Annotated in this window: 17 protein-coding genes; 15 read left to right on the forward strand and 2 right to left on the reverse strand. The window is 74.5% G+C overall.

Translation table 11 applies throughout. The features are described 5' to 3' along the window. Positions 1 to 6 precede the first annotated feature (6 nt). From SM793_RS05945 to SM793_RS05960, 4 genes are all read left to right on the forward strand, one after another. The gene (locus tag SM793_RS05945) at positions 7 to 597 is read left to right on the forward strand and encodes a DUF742 domain-containing protein (protein WP_320436945.1); all 591 of its coding nucleotides are present in this window, start codon (positions 7 to 9) and stop codon (positions 595 to 597) included. 97 nt (positions 598 to 694) lie between these two features. After that, a complete protein-coding gene (locus tag SM793_RS05950) occupies positions 695 to 1252 on the forward strand; it encodes a GTP-binding protein (protein ID WP_320436982.1) in 558 nt (185 codons plus the stop codon). Positions 1253 to 1550: 298 nt separating this feature from the next. After that, positions 1551 to 1679 (forward strand): hypothetical protein, encoded by a 129-nt coding sequence (locus SM793_RS05955; RefSeq protein WP_320436946.1) that lies wholly within the window; start codon positions 1551 to 1553, stop codon positions 1677 to 1679. Positions 1680 to 2294: 615 nt separating this feature from the next. Beyond that, positions 2295 to 3020 carry a winged helix-turn-helix domain-containing protein gene (locus SM793_RS05960; RefSeq protein WP_413815883.1) on the forward strand — a complete coding sequence of 242 codons (726 nt, stop codon included), beginning with the start codon at positions 2295 to 2297 and terminating at the stop codon, positions 3018 to 3020. A gap of 124 nt (positions 3021 to 3144) precedes the next feature. Here SM793_RS05960 and SM793_RS05965 read toward each other — a convergent pair whose 3' ends face one another. Continuing rightward, positions 3145 to 3927, reverse strand: a complete 783-nt coding sequence (locus SM793_RS05965) for an IclR family transcriptional regulator (RefSeq protein ID WP_320436947.1) — start codon at positions 3925 to 3927, stop codon at positions 3145 to 3147. A 558-nt stretch (positions 3928 to 4485) separates the two neighbouring features. On the opposite strand from SM793_RS05965, the gene SM793_RS05970 reads away from it, so the two are divergent. From SM793_RS05970 to SM793_RS05995, 6 genes are all read left to right on the forward strand, one after another. After that, positions 4486 to 5460 (forward strand): ABC transporter substrate-binding protein, encoded by a 975-nt coding sequence (locus tag SM793_RS05970; protein WP_320436984.1) that lies wholly within the window; start codon positions 4486 to 4488, stop codon positions 5458 to 5460. 125 nt (positions 5461 to 5585) lie between these two features. Then, a complete protein-coding gene (locus SM793_RS05975) occupies positions 5586 to 6614 on the forward strand; it encodes an NrtA/SsuA/CpmA family ABC transporter substrate-binding protein (protein WP_320436948.1) in 1029 nt (342 codons plus the stop codon). Between the two features lie 68 nt (positions 6615 to 6682). Further along, a complete protein-coding gene (locus SM793_RS05980) occupies positions 6683 to 7489 on the forward strand; it encodes an ABC transporter permease (RefSeq protein WP_320436985.1) in 807 nt (268 codons plus the stop codon). Beyond that, the gene (locus tag SM793_RS05985) at positions 7486 to 8259 is read left to right on the forward strand and encodes an ABC transporter ATP-binding protein (RefSeq protein WP_320436949.1); all 774 of its coding nucleotides are present in this window, start codon (positions 7486 to 7488) and stop codon (positions 8257 to 8259) included. Before SM793_RS05980 ends, SM793_RS05985 begins: the two co-directional genes overlap by 4 nt. A 75-nt stretch (positions 8260 to 8334) precedes the next feature. After that, positions 8335 to 9267 carry an ABC transporter substrate-binding protein gene (locus SM793_RS05990; protein WP_320436950.1) on the forward strand — a complete coding sequence of 311 codons (933 nt, stop codon included), beginning with the start codon at positions 8335 to 8337 and terminating at the stop codon, positions 9265 to 9267. A gap of 3 nt (positions 9268 to 9270) precedes the next feature. After that, positions 9271 to 10347, forward strand: coding sequence for an LLM class flavin-dependent oxidoreductase (locus tag SM793_RS05995; protein WP_320436951.1), 1077 nt, complete (start codon positions 9271 to 9273; stop codon positions 10345 to 10347). Between the two features lie 199 nt (positions 10348 to 10546). On the opposite strand, the gene mgrA is transcribed toward SM793_RS05995, so the two are convergent. Then, positions 10547 to 11539, reverse strand: a complete 993-nt coding sequence (mgrA, locus tag SM793_RS06000) for an L-glyceraldehyde 3-phosphate reductase (protein WP_320436952.1) — start codon at positions 11537 to 11539, stop codon at positions 10547 to 10549. 362 nt (positions 11540 to 11901) lie between these two features. Here mgrA and SM793_RS06005 point away from each other — a divergent pair, with 362 nt between their 5' ends. From SM793_RS06005 to SM793_RS06025, 5 genes are all read left to right on the forward strand, one after another. Beyond that, the gene (locus SM793_RS06005; RefSeq protein ID WP_320436953.1) at positions 11902 to 12933 is read left to right on the forward strand and encodes an LLM class flavin-dependent oxidoreductase; all 1032 of its coding nucleotides are present in this window, start codon (positions 11902 to 11904) and stop codon (positions 12931 to 12933) included. Between the two features lie 246 nt (positions 12934 to 13179). Further along, a complete protein-coding gene (locus SM793_RS06010; protein ID WP_320436954.1) occupies positions 13180 to 13746 on the forward strand; it encodes a helix-turn-helix domain-containing protein in 567 nt (188 codons plus the stop codon). A gap of 36 nt (positions 13747 to 13782) precedes the next feature. Further along, on the forward strand, positions 13783 to 14400 hold the full coding sequence (locus SM793_RS06015) for a DUF4865 family protein (RefSeq protein WP_320436955.1): 618 nt from the start codon (positions 13783 to 13785) through the stop codon (positions 14398 to 14400). Between the two features lie 17 nt (positions 14401 to 14417). After that, complete coding sequence (locus SM793_RS06020; RefSeq protein WP_320436956.1) at positions 14418 to 14909, forward strand: carboxymuconolactone decarboxylase family protein; 492 nt, start codon at positions 14418 to 14420, stop codon at positions 14907 to 14909. After that, on the forward strand, positions 14906 to 15844 hold the full coding sequence (locus SM793_RS06025; RefSeq protein WP_320436957.1) for a phosphotriesterase: 939 nt from the start codon (positions 14906 to 14908) through the stop codon (positions 15842 to 15844). The genes SM793_RS06020 and SM793_RS06025 overlap by 4 nt, the downstream gene beginning before the upstream one ends. Positions 15845 to 15901 lie beyond the last annotated feature (57 nt).

Consider the following 15901-nt stretch of genomic DNA (forward strand, 5'->3'; position numbering starts at 1 on the left):
GGTCCGATGGCGGACGAGGAGCCGAGGGCGGTGCCGCCCGACCCGGAGCAGGTCAACCCGGAGCCGGCCGACCGGGAACCGGCCGACCCGGGGCAGGCCGGCGCGGAAACGACCGGAGCGGCCGGAGCGACCGGCGAGGAAGCCGCCGACCGGAGTCCGGACGGCCGGGACGTGGACGAGTCCGGACTCGACCTGTTCCGGCCGCGGACCCCGGTCGACGACCGCTGGTTCGACGACGAGGCCGGCCCGGTGGTGCGCCTCTTCTCGATGACCCGGGGCCGGGCCAGGCCGGTCGAGGACGGCCTGTTCGACCTGATCTCGCTGATCGTCGCCAAGGACCCGGCGCCGGTCGCCGCGGCCGTCCCCGCCCATGTGCTGGACCCCGAGCACCAGACCATCCTGGCCTGGTGCCGCCGGGAGCCGATCTCGGTGGCCGAGCTCGGCTCCTACACCGACCTGCCGGTCAGCGTCGTACGCGTCCTGCTCGGCGATCTCCACGACGCCGAGCTGATCAGCGTCACCCGACCCGTTCCGCTCGCCGAGCTGCCCGACGAGCGCCTGCTGCGAGACGTGATCAATGGACTCCGTGCGCTCTGACCTCCCCGCCCCCGCCGCCACCGCCCCGGGCCCCGCGCACGACGGGAGCGCCGAGCGGGCCAACGACCCGCGCTGGCGGGGCGGTCCGGCGGTCGCGGTGAAGATCCTGGTCGCCGGCGGCTTCGGCGCGGGCAAGACCACCCTGGTCGGATCGGTCAGTGAGATCCGGCCGCTGCGCACGGAGGAGGAGCTCAGCGAACTGGGCCGCCCGGTCGACGACACCGCGGGCGTCGAGGCCAAGCGCACCACCACGGTGGCGATGGACTTCGGCCGGATCGACCTGCGGCCCGGGCTCGCGCTCTACCTGTTCGGCACGCCGGGCCAGGACCGGTTCTGGTTCGTCTGGGACGAGCTGGCCCGGGGCGCGCTCGGAGCGGTGGTGCTGGCCGACACGCGGCGGCTGGCGGACTGCTTCCCCTCGGTGGACTTCTTCGAGCAGCGGCGCATCCCGTTCCTGGTGGCCGTGAACTGCTTCGAGGGCAGTGAGCTGTTCTCTCCCGAGGAGGTCAGGGACGCGCTCGACCTGGACCCGGACATCCCGGTGGTGCTGTGCGACGCCCGCCGCCGCGAGGACGGCAAGGAACTGCTGGTGGCCCTGGTCGAGCACGTGGCGGCGCGCCGGGGGACGGGCACCGCGACGGGTGCCGGGGCCTGAGGGCCCGCCCGGCCCGGCGGCCCGCCGCTTCCGTGACCGCCCTTCCGAGACCGCTCCTCCCCTGACCGCCCTCCCGTGACCGCCCCGACAGCTGGCGTCTCATCAGGGTGTTCACATGCCGGACGATCCTGGCCGAGCAGGTTGCCTTGACCGGCCCGGCGTGGAAGGCTCTGGTGTCGAAGGCCGCCCGGCCCGCTGCCGGGATGCCTCGAAGGTGCCGCGCACCGGTATGTGTCCGGAAAGGGCGCCGCAGCGCGGTACGGGGAGTACTGGCAGACCGAGGGGGGAGGACCGAACCATGAACGTCGAGCAGCGACGTGCCGCGGCCGGGTCCGCCCAAGCCGATCTCGCCATGCCGGTCACCCCGGCGCTGACCGTCCGGCGGTACATCGACCACGCGCTGATCTGCAGCGCCTGTTGTCGCTGACCGGGCCACCCGTCGCCAGTCACCTCACCGTCACCGCCGTTCGCCGCCCGGGAGACCTCCCGGCCGGTGCGCCCCTTCCGGAATCCTCGGACGGGCCCGGCGTACGCTGACGGTCCATCGCATCGTCGACCCGGCAGCACCGGACAGCAGCCCGGTGGACCGTCGTCGGCCCTGCCCGCTTTGCGGAGAGCACCAGTGAACCTCCTCGAACCGTTCTGGCCTTCCCGCCAGCCACATCTGTTCGACCAGACGTGTCCGGGCTCGCCCAGCGCGTCCCGGCACTCCCTCCGCTGACCTCGGGTCGGTCCACGGCAGCACGCCCGGTAGACGCGCAGACGACTCCACCCGTCCGTCACGCGCGAAATGAGCGACACCATGTCCTCCACCTCCACGGCCACTCTTCCCCTCCCCTCCGCGACCCCGCACCTGCGCGCGGTCCGCTCCGTCCCGTCCCCCGTCGAACGCCGGCACGGGGGCCCCGCGCCGCAGCGTCCGGCCGCCGCCGGCCAGCCGGGCTCCGCGCCGCAGGGCCCCGCCCAGGCCGGGTTCGGACAGCCCGGCTTCGGCGCGTCCGGCTTCGCCCCGTCGGGGTCGGCCCGGGCCGCCGACGCGGCGATCCCGTCCGTCGCGCCGGCCGGCCCGGTGCCGCCGACCGCGCCGCAGCTCGTTCCGGCGCTCCCGCCGCAGGCGCTGCTCGCGGCGCTGCCGGCGGGCGCGGCGGTGGTCGCGGCGCTGCCCCAGGGTTCGCTGCCGCAGGCCCTGCTGGCCCAGTACGGGGCGCAGTTCGGCGCCTCGGCGGGACAGCCGATGGTCGGCTACCTGGTGCTGGTCCCGGCCGAGGGCGGCGTCGCCGCCGCGCCGGGCGCCGGACAGCAGGGCTTCCCGACCGCCTCGATCCCGGCTCCGCAGGCCGGTCCGGCCGCCGCCGTCGGAGCGTCGGTCCTCGGTGCGCCGGGCGTCGGCGGCCTCGGTGTCGCCGGTGTCGCCGGAGTCGGGGCCGCTGGAGTCGGGGCCGCTGGAGTCGGATCCGGCGTGCGTCCGGCGCGGCCCGTCGGCCGGGGGATCACGGTCGACACCGAGCGCCGCAACGCCTATGTGGACGGCCAGTTGCTCGACCTGACCTACCTGGAGTTCGAGCTGCTCGCCCACCTGACCGAGCACCCGCAGCGGGTGCACACCCGTGACCACCTGGTCGCCGCCGTCTGGGGCTACGGCCATGTCGGTGACGGCCGCACGGTGGACGTGCACGTGGCCAGGCTGCGCCGCAAGCTCGGAGCGGCTTACCGGGACAGCATCGTGACGGTGCGTCGGGTCGGCTACAAGTACACGCCGGTGGCCTGAGTACGCACCGCGTTCCTCGCCGCTCCGTCGTTCGACCGGCCTGCACCGCACTTCGCGTCACCGATCGGCCGGGGCCGGGCGTTCTCGCCGAACGCTCGGCCCCCTTGCCGTTCCTGACGCCGCATCAGCTTCGCTGATCGGGCGGCAGCAGCAGGACCGCGAGTGCGCCGGCGCAGGCCCGCGCGTGGTCGAGGAACCACTCCAGCCGCTCGTCGGTGAGGTGCGCGGGCGTGGAGCGGACGGCCAGGGCGAACCGGGCCTGACCGGCGCCGTCCAGCACCGGTACGGCCACCGTGCGCACCCCGGTCTCCGACTCGCCGTCGTTGAGCGCGTGACCGGCCGTCCGGACCTTCGCCAGCTCCGCCGCCAGGCGCTCCGGCGCGGTGATGGTCCGGTCGGTGAACGGCGCCAGCGGGCCGAGCGTCGCCACGCCCGCGTCGCCGGGGCGGGGCCAGGCCAGCAGGACCTTGCCGAGTGCGGTGGAGTGGAGCGGTCGGCGCAGTCCCAGTCCGGTGTCCGGCCGGACGGAGGCGCCGACCAGGATCACCGCGTGCGGACCGCTGCGGATCGCGAGATCGGCGGCGGCGCCGGTGCGGCGGGACAGCAGATCGAGCTCGGGTGCGGCCAGGTGCAGTCCGCGCTGGTGGAAGCTGAGTTGGCCGAGTTCGGCGACCGCCGGGCCGAGCCGGTAGCGGGCCGTGTGCTCGTCCTGCTCCAGGAAGGCGGCGCTGACCAGGGTGCGGGCCAGCCGGTGCGCCGTGGACACGGACAGGCTCATCCGGCGGGCCAGGTCCGAGGCGCTCAGATCGGGGCCGTTGTCGTGGAAGCAGTGCAGCAGCCCGAGGGCCCGCTGAACGGCCTGGGCGCCGGCCGGCGGGCTCTGGGTGGCGGTGACGGCCTCGGCCATGGGATCTCTCGTTCTGTCCGTGGCTCCGGCCGTTCACCGGAGTCGCTCCCAGACTAGGGCAGCGCGTGCTGCGGGAATGTGTCAACGGCGTTGCAAAAGGATGCCGTTCATGAACAAGAAATCCCATGATGTGGCAAACCCTTGCTCCTGGCTCGCTCGCCGTGGAACGCTCGGCGCAGCGCACCGGACGGCCCCGTCCGGCGGCGCCCGGACCGCGGGAAGGAGCAGTGCCGTGACGACCCACCGGTGCCCCTCCTCCTGCGCGTGTTGTCGCTGACACGCCCCGGCCCGCGCCGGCCCCCGCACGACTCCGCCCCGCCGCCCCTTCCGCTCCACCACGCCTGGTGACCCGTACCGCGCCCGCCGCCCCGCCGTCGGGGGCGCGCACGCACCCCGCCCCGCCTTGGAGGACCAGCCACCGTGCCCAGTTCCGCCCGCAGTTCCGCCCGCAGTTCCACCCGAGAGCCCTCGCCGACCGCCGGTTCCCCGACCGCCGGTTCCCCGGCCACCGCCGTCGCCCCGGGAGCGCCCGACACCCTCTGGTTCACCCGCTGCCCGGTGCCCACCGCGACCGGCATCGCGGCCGACCGGGGCTGGCTGGGCCGGGAGTTCGCCCCCGACGGCATCGCCGTCCGCTCGCTCCAGGACGCGGCTCCGGAGGTCGCCGCCGACCACCACTACACCCACGCCCTGACCGGGTTGTTCCGCGAGGGCGGCAATGTGCCGGCGCTCTGGGCCCGTTCGCGCGGCGAGCGGACCAGGCTGGTCGGGCTCACCTGGATCGAGGAGCGCCAGGTCGTCCTGGTCCGGTCCGGGAGCGGGGTCGCCGAGCCCGGGCAACTGCGCGGGCTGCGGCTCGCCGTCCCACGACATGGGATCGCCATCGACTTCTGGCGCGCGATGGCGCTGGCCGGCCTGCACGGAGCACTCTCGCTCGCGGGTCTCACGCCGGCGGACGTCGAGCTGGTGGACGTACCGGCCGCGCCGGGCGAAGGGCAGTGGGAGGCGGAGCTGACGGCGCTGCGGGACGGCGTCGTGGACGCGGTCTACGTGAAGGGCGCGCTCGCCGTGGAGGCGGCCCGACGGATCGGGGCGGAGGTCGCCGTCGACCTGGACGCCGTCCCGGACCGTCGGGCGCGGGTCAACAACGGCACGCCCCGGCCGGTCACCGTGCGTCAGGAACTGCTCGACGCGCACCCGGACCTGGTGGCCCGGTTCCTCGCCGTGCTGCTGGAGGCCGCCGACTGGGCCGCCGGGCAGCCGGCGGAGGTCGCCCGGATCCTGGGCGCCGAGACCGGAGCGGGGGAGGAGGGCGTCGCCGGGGCGTACGCGGCCGGCGGTCACCGCACGCTGCACCTCGATCTCTCCGAGGACCGCCTCGCCCTGCTGGAGCAGCAGGAGCGGTTCCTCGCGCGGCAGGGGTTCCTGGCCGGTCCGGTCGACGTCCGGGCCTGGGCCGACCCGGAGCCGCTCCGGGCCGCCCGCGCCCTGCTCGCCGCCCGCCGCGCCGACGGGCGGAGGCACGGTGACTGACCGGTAGCGGCCGACACTTCCCGAAGGCCGTCGGTCCCTCCTCCGCCCAGCCCGCCGCCCGCCACCGCCCCCGCACCGCCTCCGCCCGCCACACGCGCCCCCCCCCGACCTCAGGAGCCGACCCCGTGAATCCGTCCCGCCCCGTCCTCGCCGCCACCGCCCTGCTGGCCACCACCCTCCTGGCCGCCTGCGGCTCCTCCGCCGACGGGGGAGCGTCCGCCGCCGGCGGGGGCAAGGCCGACCAGGCCGAGGTGGTGCTCCGGCTGCCCGACCCCGGGAACAACGGCTTCCTCGCCCTGGGGAAGAAGGACGGCTCGCTCGACCGCGCCCTCGCAGCCGTCCACGCCAGAATCGCCTGGACCGGCAGCGCCGGCCCGTTCGCCCCCGCCGCCCAGGCCCTCTCGGCCGACCAACTCGACGTCGCCCAGGGCTCGATCACCTCCGCCGTCGCGGCGCTCGCCCAGAAGCCAGGCTTCAAGCTGTTCGCCCAAACCGCCCCCGACGGCGTCGGCGAGGGCATCCTGGTGAAGAACGGCTCGCCGATCAAGAGCGTGCAGGACCTCGTCGGCCACAAGGTCGCCGTGAGCCAGGGCGGCACCAGCGAGTACCTGCTGCTCAAGGCGCTGGAGAAGAACGGCATCCCGGCGGACAAGGTCGAGCGGGTCTACCTGCGCGCCGACCAGACGGCGGGCGTCTTCAACTCCGGGCAGGTGGACGCCTGGGCCACCTGGAACACCTTCTCCACCCCGTCGATCGCCAACTCGGGCGCGCACTTCCTGGTCAACGGCAAGGAGGTCGGCTCCGACAACTACGCCGTCTGGGCCGTCCGCAACGGCTTCGCCGACAAGCACCCCGAGGTGGTGAAGACCTTCTACGCCTATCTGCGCGAGAACGGTCTCAAGGAGAAGGCCGACCCGGCCGCGTACCTCAACGTCTTCACCGACTCCGGGCCGACCGCCGTCACCGCCGCCGAGAAGGACGTCGCCGTCGAGGTGACCCGCCAGGGCGCCGCCGCCGACGCCATCGGCGAGGCCGACATCGCCCGGTTCGGCACTGTCGCCGCGTTCTTCGCGGAGCAGAAGGTCACCAAGCAGCCGGTCGACGTCAAGCCCTATCTGATCGACCTCGGGGCGTTCGGCGGTGGCGCCAAGTGACCACCGCCACCCGCCCGTCGGACGACCGGGCCACCGATCCGGAGGCCGCCGCCGCCCGTGCCGCCGGACTGGTCGAACCGCGCACCCGCCGCCGGGCCTCCCGCCCCCGCGCCCTCGCGCTGACCCTGCGGGCCCTCGGCCCGCTGGCCCTCCTCGGCGGCTGGGCCCTCGCCTCCGCCACCGGGGCGCTCACCCAGGACGTGCTCGCCTCGCCCGCCCAGGTCGCCGAGGCCGTCGGCGAGCTGTGGGGCAACGGCCAACTCGCCGACGCCCTCGGCGTCTCGCTCACCCGCGCCGGTCTCGGCCTGCTGATCGGCGCCGGCGTCGGTCTGGTGCTCGGCGTCGTGACCGGCTTCTTCCGCCTCGGCGAGGAACTCCTCGACTCCGCGGTCCAGGTCCTGCGCACCGTCCCCTTCCTCGCGCTGGTCCCGCTGTTCATGGTCTGGTTCGGCATCACCGAGACCGCCAAGATCGCGCTGATCGGCGTCGCCACCAGCTTCCCCATGTACGTGTCGACCTCGGGCGGGGTCCGCAACACCGACCCCAAGCTGATCGAGGCCATGCGCAGCTTCGGCCTCGGGCGCTGGGCGATCGTACGCACCGTCGTCCTGCCGGGCGCGCTGCCCGCCCTCCTCTCCGGCCTGCGGCTCTCCATGACGCTCAGCGTGATCGCCCTGATCGCCGCCGAGGAGATCAACTCCACCGAAGGCATCGGCTACTTGATGGCCCAGGCGCAGAACTACTCCCGCACCGACATCCTCGCCGTCTGCATCCTGATCTACGGGGTCCTGGGACTCACCGCCGACGGCATCGTCCGCCTGCTGGAGCGGGTCCTGATGCCCTGGCGCGGGGCCGCCCAGGGAGGCACCCGATGACCACCACTCCCGCCACCACCACCCCTGTCGCCGCCACCCCCGCCGTCGCCGCCCCGGCCCCCGGCTCCGCGTCGGTCGAACCGGCCGTCCATCTGCGCGGCCTGCGCCGGGTGTTCGGCACCCGGGCCGTCCTCGACGGAGTCGACCTCTCCATCGCCCGCGGCGAGTTCGTCGCGCTGCTCGGCGCCAGCGGCACCGGCAAGACCACCCTGCTGCGCATCCTCGGCGAGCTGGACCGGGCCGACGGCGGAACGGTCCTCGTCCCGCCGGTGCGGACGGTGGTCTTCCAGGAGCCGCGACTGGTCCCTTCCAAGCGGGTGCTCGCCAATGTCACCGTCGGCCTGCCGCGCGGTGCCGCCACCCGGGAGACCGGGCTGAGGGCGCTGGCCGAGGTCGGCCTCGACCGGCACGCGGACGCCTGGCCGGTCACCCTCTCCGGCGGCGAGGCGCAGCGGGCCGCACTCGCCCGGGCCCTGGTCCGGGCACCCCAACTGCTGCTGCTGGACGAACCGTTCGCCGCCCTGGACGCGCTCACCCGGCTCCGCATGCAGGACCTCGTGGGCGATCTGGTCCGCCGTCACCGGCCGGCCGTGCTGCTGGTCACCCATGACGTGGACGAGGCGGTGCGGCTCGCCGACCGGGTCGCCGTGCTCCGGGACGGCAAGCTGGTCCGCGACCAACGCGTGGCCGTCACCCGCCCGCGGGACCCGGCCGACCCCGCCTTCGCCGACCTGCGCCGCCGGCTGCTCGCCGACCTCGGCGTCCACTGACACCACCGGGCCCGCTCGCCCTGACCCCTTGCCAGAACCGCCCCTCGCCCCGCCCGCACCACAGGAGTTGATCCCATGGCCATCACCCTCGGCGTCCACGCCAGCAATCCGTCCCTCTACTACCTCTCCCGACTCGACTACCTGAACGAGGAGTTGGCGCCGCTCGGGGAGACCGGGGAGTTCCACCACTACACCGACGGGACGCACACCGGCGAGCTGCTGGCGGAGGGCGTGATCGACTTCGGCGGCACCGGCTCCACCCCGCCGGTGACCGCCCAGGCCGCCGGCCACGACCTGGTCTACGCGGCGGTTTCGGCGCCCCGGCCGGACCACGGCGCGCTGCTGGTGAGCGCCGAGGGGCCGGTGAAGTCGGTCGCGGACCTGAAGGGCGGCACCGTCGTCCTGGCCATCGGCTCCTGGCAGACCCACCTGCTCGCCAAGGCCCTGCACGCGGAGGGCCTCTCCTACGCGACCGATGTCACGGCCGTCCGCCCGGCGGCGGGACAGGACCAGGCGCGGCGGCTGCGCGAGGGCGCGATCGCCGGCTGGATCGCCCAGGGCGCCGAGCTGGCGGCCGCCCGGCGCGACGGCGGGTTCCGCGAGCTGGTCCGCACCGGCGACGTCATCACCGACCGCTCGGTGTTCTTCACCCGGCGCGGCTTCGCCGTCGACCGGCCCGAGGCGGTCGCGGCGATCGTCACCGCGCTGCGGCGGGCAGACGAATGGGTGGCCGCCCACCTGCCGGAGGCGGCGGCGATCGCGGCGGCGGACCTCGGCGGCAGCGCCGAGGACTGGCGGACCGCCCTGGCCGGCCTGCCGTGGCGGCTGGAGCCGGCGACCGCAGGCTTCGTCGCCGAGCAGCAGGAGGCGGCCGACATCTTCCACCGGGTCGGCTTCGTCGACCGCAGGGTGGCCGTCGCCGACGCCCATCTGCCCGCGCTGGAGGCCCCCGTAGCGGCGGCCGCGACCGCCGCTGCTGCTGCCACCGCCGGCACCCGGGCGGTCTGACCGATGGCCTCCGAATTCCTCTGGTACATCATCCCGCGCGAGGGCCACTACCCCTGGGAGCCGTCCGGACGTCGCCCGGTCGACCTCCGCTACCTCCAGCAACTCGCGGGCAGCGTGGAGCGGTTGGGCTACACCGGCGCGCTGCTGGCGACCGACCTGCACGACGTGTGGGACCTCGGCAACGCACTCGCCGCCGCCACCACCCCGGCGTTCAAGCCGCTCCTCGCCGTCCACCCGGGGCTGATCTCACCCACCCTGCTGGCCAAGATGGCGCTCAGCTTCGACCACCTGCACGGCGGCCGGCTGCGCTTCAACGTCGTCAACGGCTCCACCGAGCAGCTGCGCGAGTACGGCCTGCACGTCGAGCACGACGACCGCTACCGCCTCAGCGCCGAGTACTGGTCGATCGTCAAGCGGCTCACCGCCGGAGAAGTCTTCGACCACAAGGGCGAGTTCTACGATCTCCGGAACGCCGGGGCGAGCCTGGCCGAACTCACCCCGGTCCAGCCGGGCGGCATCCCGCTGTGGTTCGGCGGCAGTTCGGCGGCCGGGATCGAGATGGCCGCCGAGCACGTGGACGTCTACCTCACCTGGGGCGAACCGCCGCAGCAGCTCAAGGAGAAGCTCGACCTGGTCCGGGAGCGCGCCGCCGCGCACGGACGCACCCTGCGGATCGGCCTGCGGCTGCACCTGATCGTCCGCGACACCGAGGACGCGGCCTGGGCCGCCGCCGACCGGCTGCTCGACGTGACCAGCGAGGCCACCTACGCCCGCCGGCTGGGCGGGGTGCACGGCGAGGACGGCATCGGCTGGCAGCGCCAGTTCCGGCAGCACGGCGGCAAGGTGCCGGCGCGGGCCCGGGAGCTGGAGGTCCATCCCAACCTGTGGCCCGGAATGAGCCTGTTCCGCCCCGGCCCCGGCACCGCCGTGGTCGGATCGACGGCCCAGGTGGTCGAGCGGCTCCAGGAGTTCGAGTCGCTCGGGGTGGACACCTTCATCCTCTCCGGCAATCCGCTGCTGGAGGAGGCCCACCGGGTCGCCGAGACGGTGCTACCGGCGCTGGGCGTCCAACGCCGGTAGGGCACCCGGAAGGACGGGGAACGGCAGCGGCGAGGTCAGCGCCAGCTGCCGGGCGAAGCGGGCGACGGTCCGGAGGAGGTACATCCGCACGACTGGCTCCCGAGAGCTCGAAGGACGCGTACGGACGGTCCCGTACGCGCGGTCCAACGAGCGCGGTGCCCCGACGGTCACGCATCGACCGGCGGGGCACCGCGGCGCCTCAGCGGCTGAGCGTGTCGATCTCCGCGAGTTCCTCGTCCGTCAGCGGACCGCCCGCCAGCGCGTCGAGGTTCTGGTCCAGCTGCCGGACGCTGCTGGCCCCGATGATCACCGACACCACCCGCTCGTCCCGCAGGACCCAGCTCAGCGCCAGCTGCGCCAGGGTCTGCCCGCGCCGCTCGGCCACCTTGTTCAGCGCCCGCAGCTGCTCCAGCTTCGCCTCGGTGAGCGCCTCCTCACGGAGGAACCTGCCCACCGACATCCGCGACCCGCTCGGCACCTGGCCGGTGAGGTAGCGGTCCGTCAGCAGGCCCTGGGCGAGCGGCGAGAAGGCGATCAGGCTGGTGCGGGTGTCGGCGACGGCGTCCAGTACGCCCTCGTCCTCGACGTAGCGGTTGAGGATCGAGTAGGAGCACTGGTTCATCAGCACCGGCGTGCCCAGCTCGCGCAGGAGCGCCACGGCCTCCCGGTGCTGCTCCGCCGGGTAGTTGGAGATGCCCGCGTACAGCGCCTTGCCGGACCGGACGGCGGAGTCCAGCGCGCCCATGGTCTCCTCGAGCGGGGTGTTCGCGTCGTAGCGGTGCGAGTAGAACACGTCCACGTAGTCGAGGCCCGTCCGGCCCAGCGACTGGTCCAGGCTGGCCAGCAGGTACTTGCGGCTGCCGCCGTCGCCGTACGGGCCGGGCCACATGTCGTAGCCGGCCTTGGAGGCGATGAACAGCTCGTCCCGGTACGGGCGGAAGTCCTGCGCGTACAGGTGGCCGAAGTTGCGCTCGGCACTGCCGTACGGCGGACCGTAGTTGTTGGCCAGGTCGAAGTGGGTGATGCCCCGGTCGAAGGCCCGGCGCAGCACCGCCCGCTGGACGTCCAGCGGTTGGCTGTCGCCGAAGTTGTGCCACAGGCCGAGCGAGACGGCCGGCAGCAGCACGCCGCTGCGGCCGGCCCGGCGGTAGGTCATCGAGGCATAGCGGTCGTCCGCGGCGAGGTAGGTCATGGCGGACATCCTGCCAGGTCGGGGCCGGCAGGCCGAGGGGCGTGCCGTGGTCGTCGGGAGCCGTACACGGAGCGCCGGGGGCGGCCCTTGCCCGGAGTGCGGGCCGGTGCCTATGCTCGCCGGAGATCGTGGATCGTGCGCGTGCGAGCGGAGGGGGCCGGAGCGATGTGCGTCCGTGCCGTCGACCTGCGCTGTTGTCGCCCCCGCAGCGCCGCGTGCTGAACGCCGGTTCCTGAACTCCCGACCGGCCCCGCGCGATCCGACCCTTCGGTGCTGCCCCTGCGTGAGCGGCCGACCGTGGGGCGCTCCGCCGGGCCGCCGCGCCGGCCGTCCGCCCACCGAGCGCCCCCAAGGAGACCGCCGTGCGGTTCATCGTCTCGTCCCTCGCGTCCAATGTGCCCGATCCCGTCACGGGCGTGCGGCGCACTCCGCACGAGAAGGTGCACGACATCATCGATCAGGCCGTCACCGCCGAACGTCTCGGCTTCGACGGCTACGGGGTGGGAGAGCGGCACGGCGAGCCGTTCCTGTCCCCGGCTCCGGCCGTGCTGCTGAGCGCCGTCGCCGCCCGCACCTCGGCGATCCGGCTGTTCACCACCGTGACGGTGCTGTCCGTCGTGGATCCGGTCCGGGCCGCGGAGGAGTACGCCCTCGTCGACCAGATCTCGGGCGGACGACTGGAGTTGATCATCGGCAAGGGCAACGACCCGCGCCTCCTCGAGCAGTTCGGCCTGCCGGAGGAGCGGCAGTGGGAGGCGCTCGCCGAGAACTACGGCCTGCTGCGCCGGCTCTGGCGGGAGGAGAAGGTGACCTGGGAGGGCGGCACCCGGCCGCCGTTGCACGCGGTCACCACCTGGCCGCGGCCCCTTCAGGAGCCGATCCCGGTCTGGCACGGCAGTGCGACCAGCACGCTCTCCACCGACCTGGCCGCCCGTTACGGCGATCCGCTGTTCTCGGCCAACTCCTCGCACCCGATGGAGCAGTACAAGGCGCTGGTGGACCACTACCGCGAACGCTGGGAGCACTACGGCCACGACCCGAAGGACGCCCGGGTCGGCACAGGTTTCAGCGGACTGTTCGTCGCCCGGCGTTCGCAGGACGCCTTCGCCGGCTTCCGCCCGTACTGGGAGTCGATGGCGAGGTGGGCGGCGGGCCGGCGCAACGGCTCGACGTTCACCTCGCTGGAGGACGCCGTGGAGCGCGGCTCCCTGCTGGTCGGCAGTGTGGAGCAGGTGATCGAGAAGATCCACCGCTATCACGAGGCCTTCGGCAACGAGGTGGTGGGCGTCGGGGTGGACCTGCTCACCGAGGGGGCCCAGCGCGAGCAGCTGGAGCTGTTCGCGGGCGAGGTCGCGCCGGTGGTCCGGCGTGAACTGCCCTCCCGGCGGCCGTGATCGGCCCGACGGGCCGCCGTTCCGCCGCTGGTGACGCACCGTGAATCGACGGCGGGCGGCGGGGTGATGCGCGCCACGGCCCGCGGGCGAGTGCCGCGCGGCTTTCCTGGGGACGACGATCACGCAGGGCCGTGGACCGCCGGGGGGCGGCCCACGGTTCACGGGCGGTCGAGCGGCGCGCACGTTTCGGGAGTCTGTACCTACTGGTATGTACAGAACGCTGTACCAGTAGGTACGGTGAGGGCCATGGCAACCCAGGACCGCCTCATCGAAAGCACTCAGGAACTCCTCTGGGAGCGCGGCTACGTCGGCACCAGCCCCAAGGCCATCCAGCAGCGGGCCGGCGTCGGCCAGGGCAGCATGTACCACCACTTCGACGGCAAGCCCGACCTCGCCGCCGCGGCCCTGCGCCGCAGTGCCGAGCAGATGCGGGCCGTCGCGGAGGCCGACCTCGCCGGTTCCGGGACCGCCTACGAGCGGGTCGCCGCCTACCTCGGGCGCGAGCGCGACGCCCTGCGCGGATGCCGGATCGGCCGGATGGCCCAGGACCCGGACGTGGTGGCCGACGCCCGGCTGCGCGCGCCCGTCGAGGAGACCTTCGACTGGCTGCGCGGGCGGCTCGCCGCCGTGATCGCCGAAGGGCAGGCGAACGGCGAACTGCGGCCCGGGGCCGAGCCCGCCGACCTCGCCGCCGCCGTGGTCGCCGTGGTGCAGGGCGGCTACGTGCTGGCCCGCGCCGCCGACAGTGCCGAACCGTTCGAGCGGGCCGCCCGCGGCGCCCTCGCCCTGTTCGCCGCCCACCGCCGCGACTGAGCGGCCGCACATCTCCCACCGCCCCCGGAGTCCGCCGTGCACGCGATGCAGTACGAGATCACCCTGCCCGCCGACTACGACATGCGCACCGTCCACCGGCGGATCGCCACCAAGGGCTCGCTGCTGGACAGTTGGCCCGGGCTGGGCCTCAAGGCGTACCTGGTGCGCGAACGAGGCCGCGACGGTTCACTGGTCAACCAGTACGCGCCGTTCTACCTCTGGCGCACCCCCGAGGGCATGAACGACTTCCTCCTCGGGCCCGGATTTCGCACCCTCTGCGCGGACTTCGGCCGCCCCGCCGTCCGGCACTGGATCGGCGCGGGCCTCCGCCGGGGCCCGGCCGACGGTCCGGCCGCAGCCGGTTCGGCCGAAGCCGGTCCGGCCGTGCCCGGTCCGGTCGCCGCCACCCGGCTGACGGAACGGCTGCCGGAGGGCGCGGATCCGGCCGAGGCCGTCGAACGGGCCCTGGCCGAGCTGCCCGACCACCCCGACCTGCACACCGCCGCCGTCGCCCTCGACCCGGCCCGCTGGGAACTGCTGCGGATCGCCCTCTGGCGCGCCGACGCCCCGGCCGAGGCGCCCGGCACCCGGTACCGCGTGCACCACCTCTCCAGCCCCGAACTCGACCGGCTGCCCGTCGGCCGCCACTGGTGAAAGGACCGTCCCGCCCCGTGAATCCGGCAACCACCACCCCGACTCCGCCAGCGGACCGGCCCCTCGGCGCGGGCCTGGTGCCCTCTCCGTTCGACCGGGCCGCCGGCCACGCCCTGCTCGCCGAACTGGCGGGCGACCGGACCCGGTCCGGCACGCTGGGTCCGCTCGACGAGCTCGCGCCGGGCTTCGCCGACTGGATCGTCACCGCGCTCTTCGGCGGCACCTACCAGCGGCCCGGACTCGCCCTGCGGGACCGCCAGGTGGCCAACCTGGCGGCACTCACCGCTCTCGGCGGCGTGGAGCCGCAGCTCGCCGACCATGTGCGCAACAGCCTGCGGATCGGCCTGACCAGGACGGAGGTCACGGAGGTACTGGTCCACCTCGCGCCCTATGTCGGTGTGCCCAAGGCACTGGCGGGCCTGCGCGTCGCCGCCGCCGTCTTCACCGAGGCCGAGGAGGAGGGCACCGCCGCCCCGGACGGGCCCGATGCCGGGGAAGCGGCGGCGTGAACACCCCCAGCCACCCCAAGCACTCCGTCCGCACCATCCGCACCGTCCTCGGCGACCTCGATCCGGCCGAGCTCGGCGTCTGCGACGCCCACGACCACCTCTTCCTGCGGAGCCCCAGGCTGCCGGGGGAGGAACTGGACGATCCGGCCGCCGCGGAGGCGGTGCTGCGGGGCTTCGCGGCCGTCGGCGGCCGGGCGTTCGTCCAGTGGACGCCGGCCGGGATGGGGCGGCGGGCCGACGCGCTGCCCGGGCTCTCCCGTGCGACCGGGGTCCACCTGGTCGCGGCCACCGGGCTCCACCAGGCGGTCCACTACGATCCGGCGGAACTCGACCGGCGGTACGAGGGCCTGGCCGGCTTCTTCACCGCCGAGCTGACCACCGGGCTGCGGGGCGCTCCCGAGGGCGTCCGCGCCGGACTGATCAAGGTGGCGGGCGACTACCACGGCCTCGGCCCGCACACCCGCCGGGTGATGGCCGCGGCGGCCGAGGCGCACCACGCCACCGGAGCGCCGATCGCCGTGCACCACGAACTCGGCACCGCCGCTCCCGAGGTCCTCGACCTGCTCTGCGAGCGGCACGGCGTCCCGCCCGAGCGGGTGGTCCTGGGGCACCTCAACCGGTTCCCGGACCTCCGACTGCACCGCGAACTCGCCGCGCGCGGCGCCTTTGTGGCCCTGGACGGCCCCTCGCGGGCCAACCACGCAACCGACCACCACCTCTTCGACACGGTGGCGGCCCTGGTCGAGGCCGGGTACGGCGGCCGACTGCTCCTCGGCGGCGACACCACCACCCGTACCGCCCGTTCCGCCCCCGGGCCCGCGCACCTTCTCACCGCCCTCGCGCCCCGGCTGGCCCGGGCGTTCGGCCCCGACGTCGCGCACGGCATCCTGACCGCCAACCCGGCCCGGGCGTTCGCGGTGGACTGGCGGGGCTGACCCGGCCCCGCCGCCGACGGTGCCCCGCCGACGATGGGCCCCCGCCGTCGCCCGGCC

Origin of the sequence: Kitasatospora purpeofusca (assembly GCF_034043715.1) — a bacterium.
Taxonomy (GTDB): domain Bacteria; phylum Actinomycetota; class Actinomycetes; order Streptomycetales; family Streptomycetaceae; genus Kitasatospora; species Kitasatospora purpeofusca_A.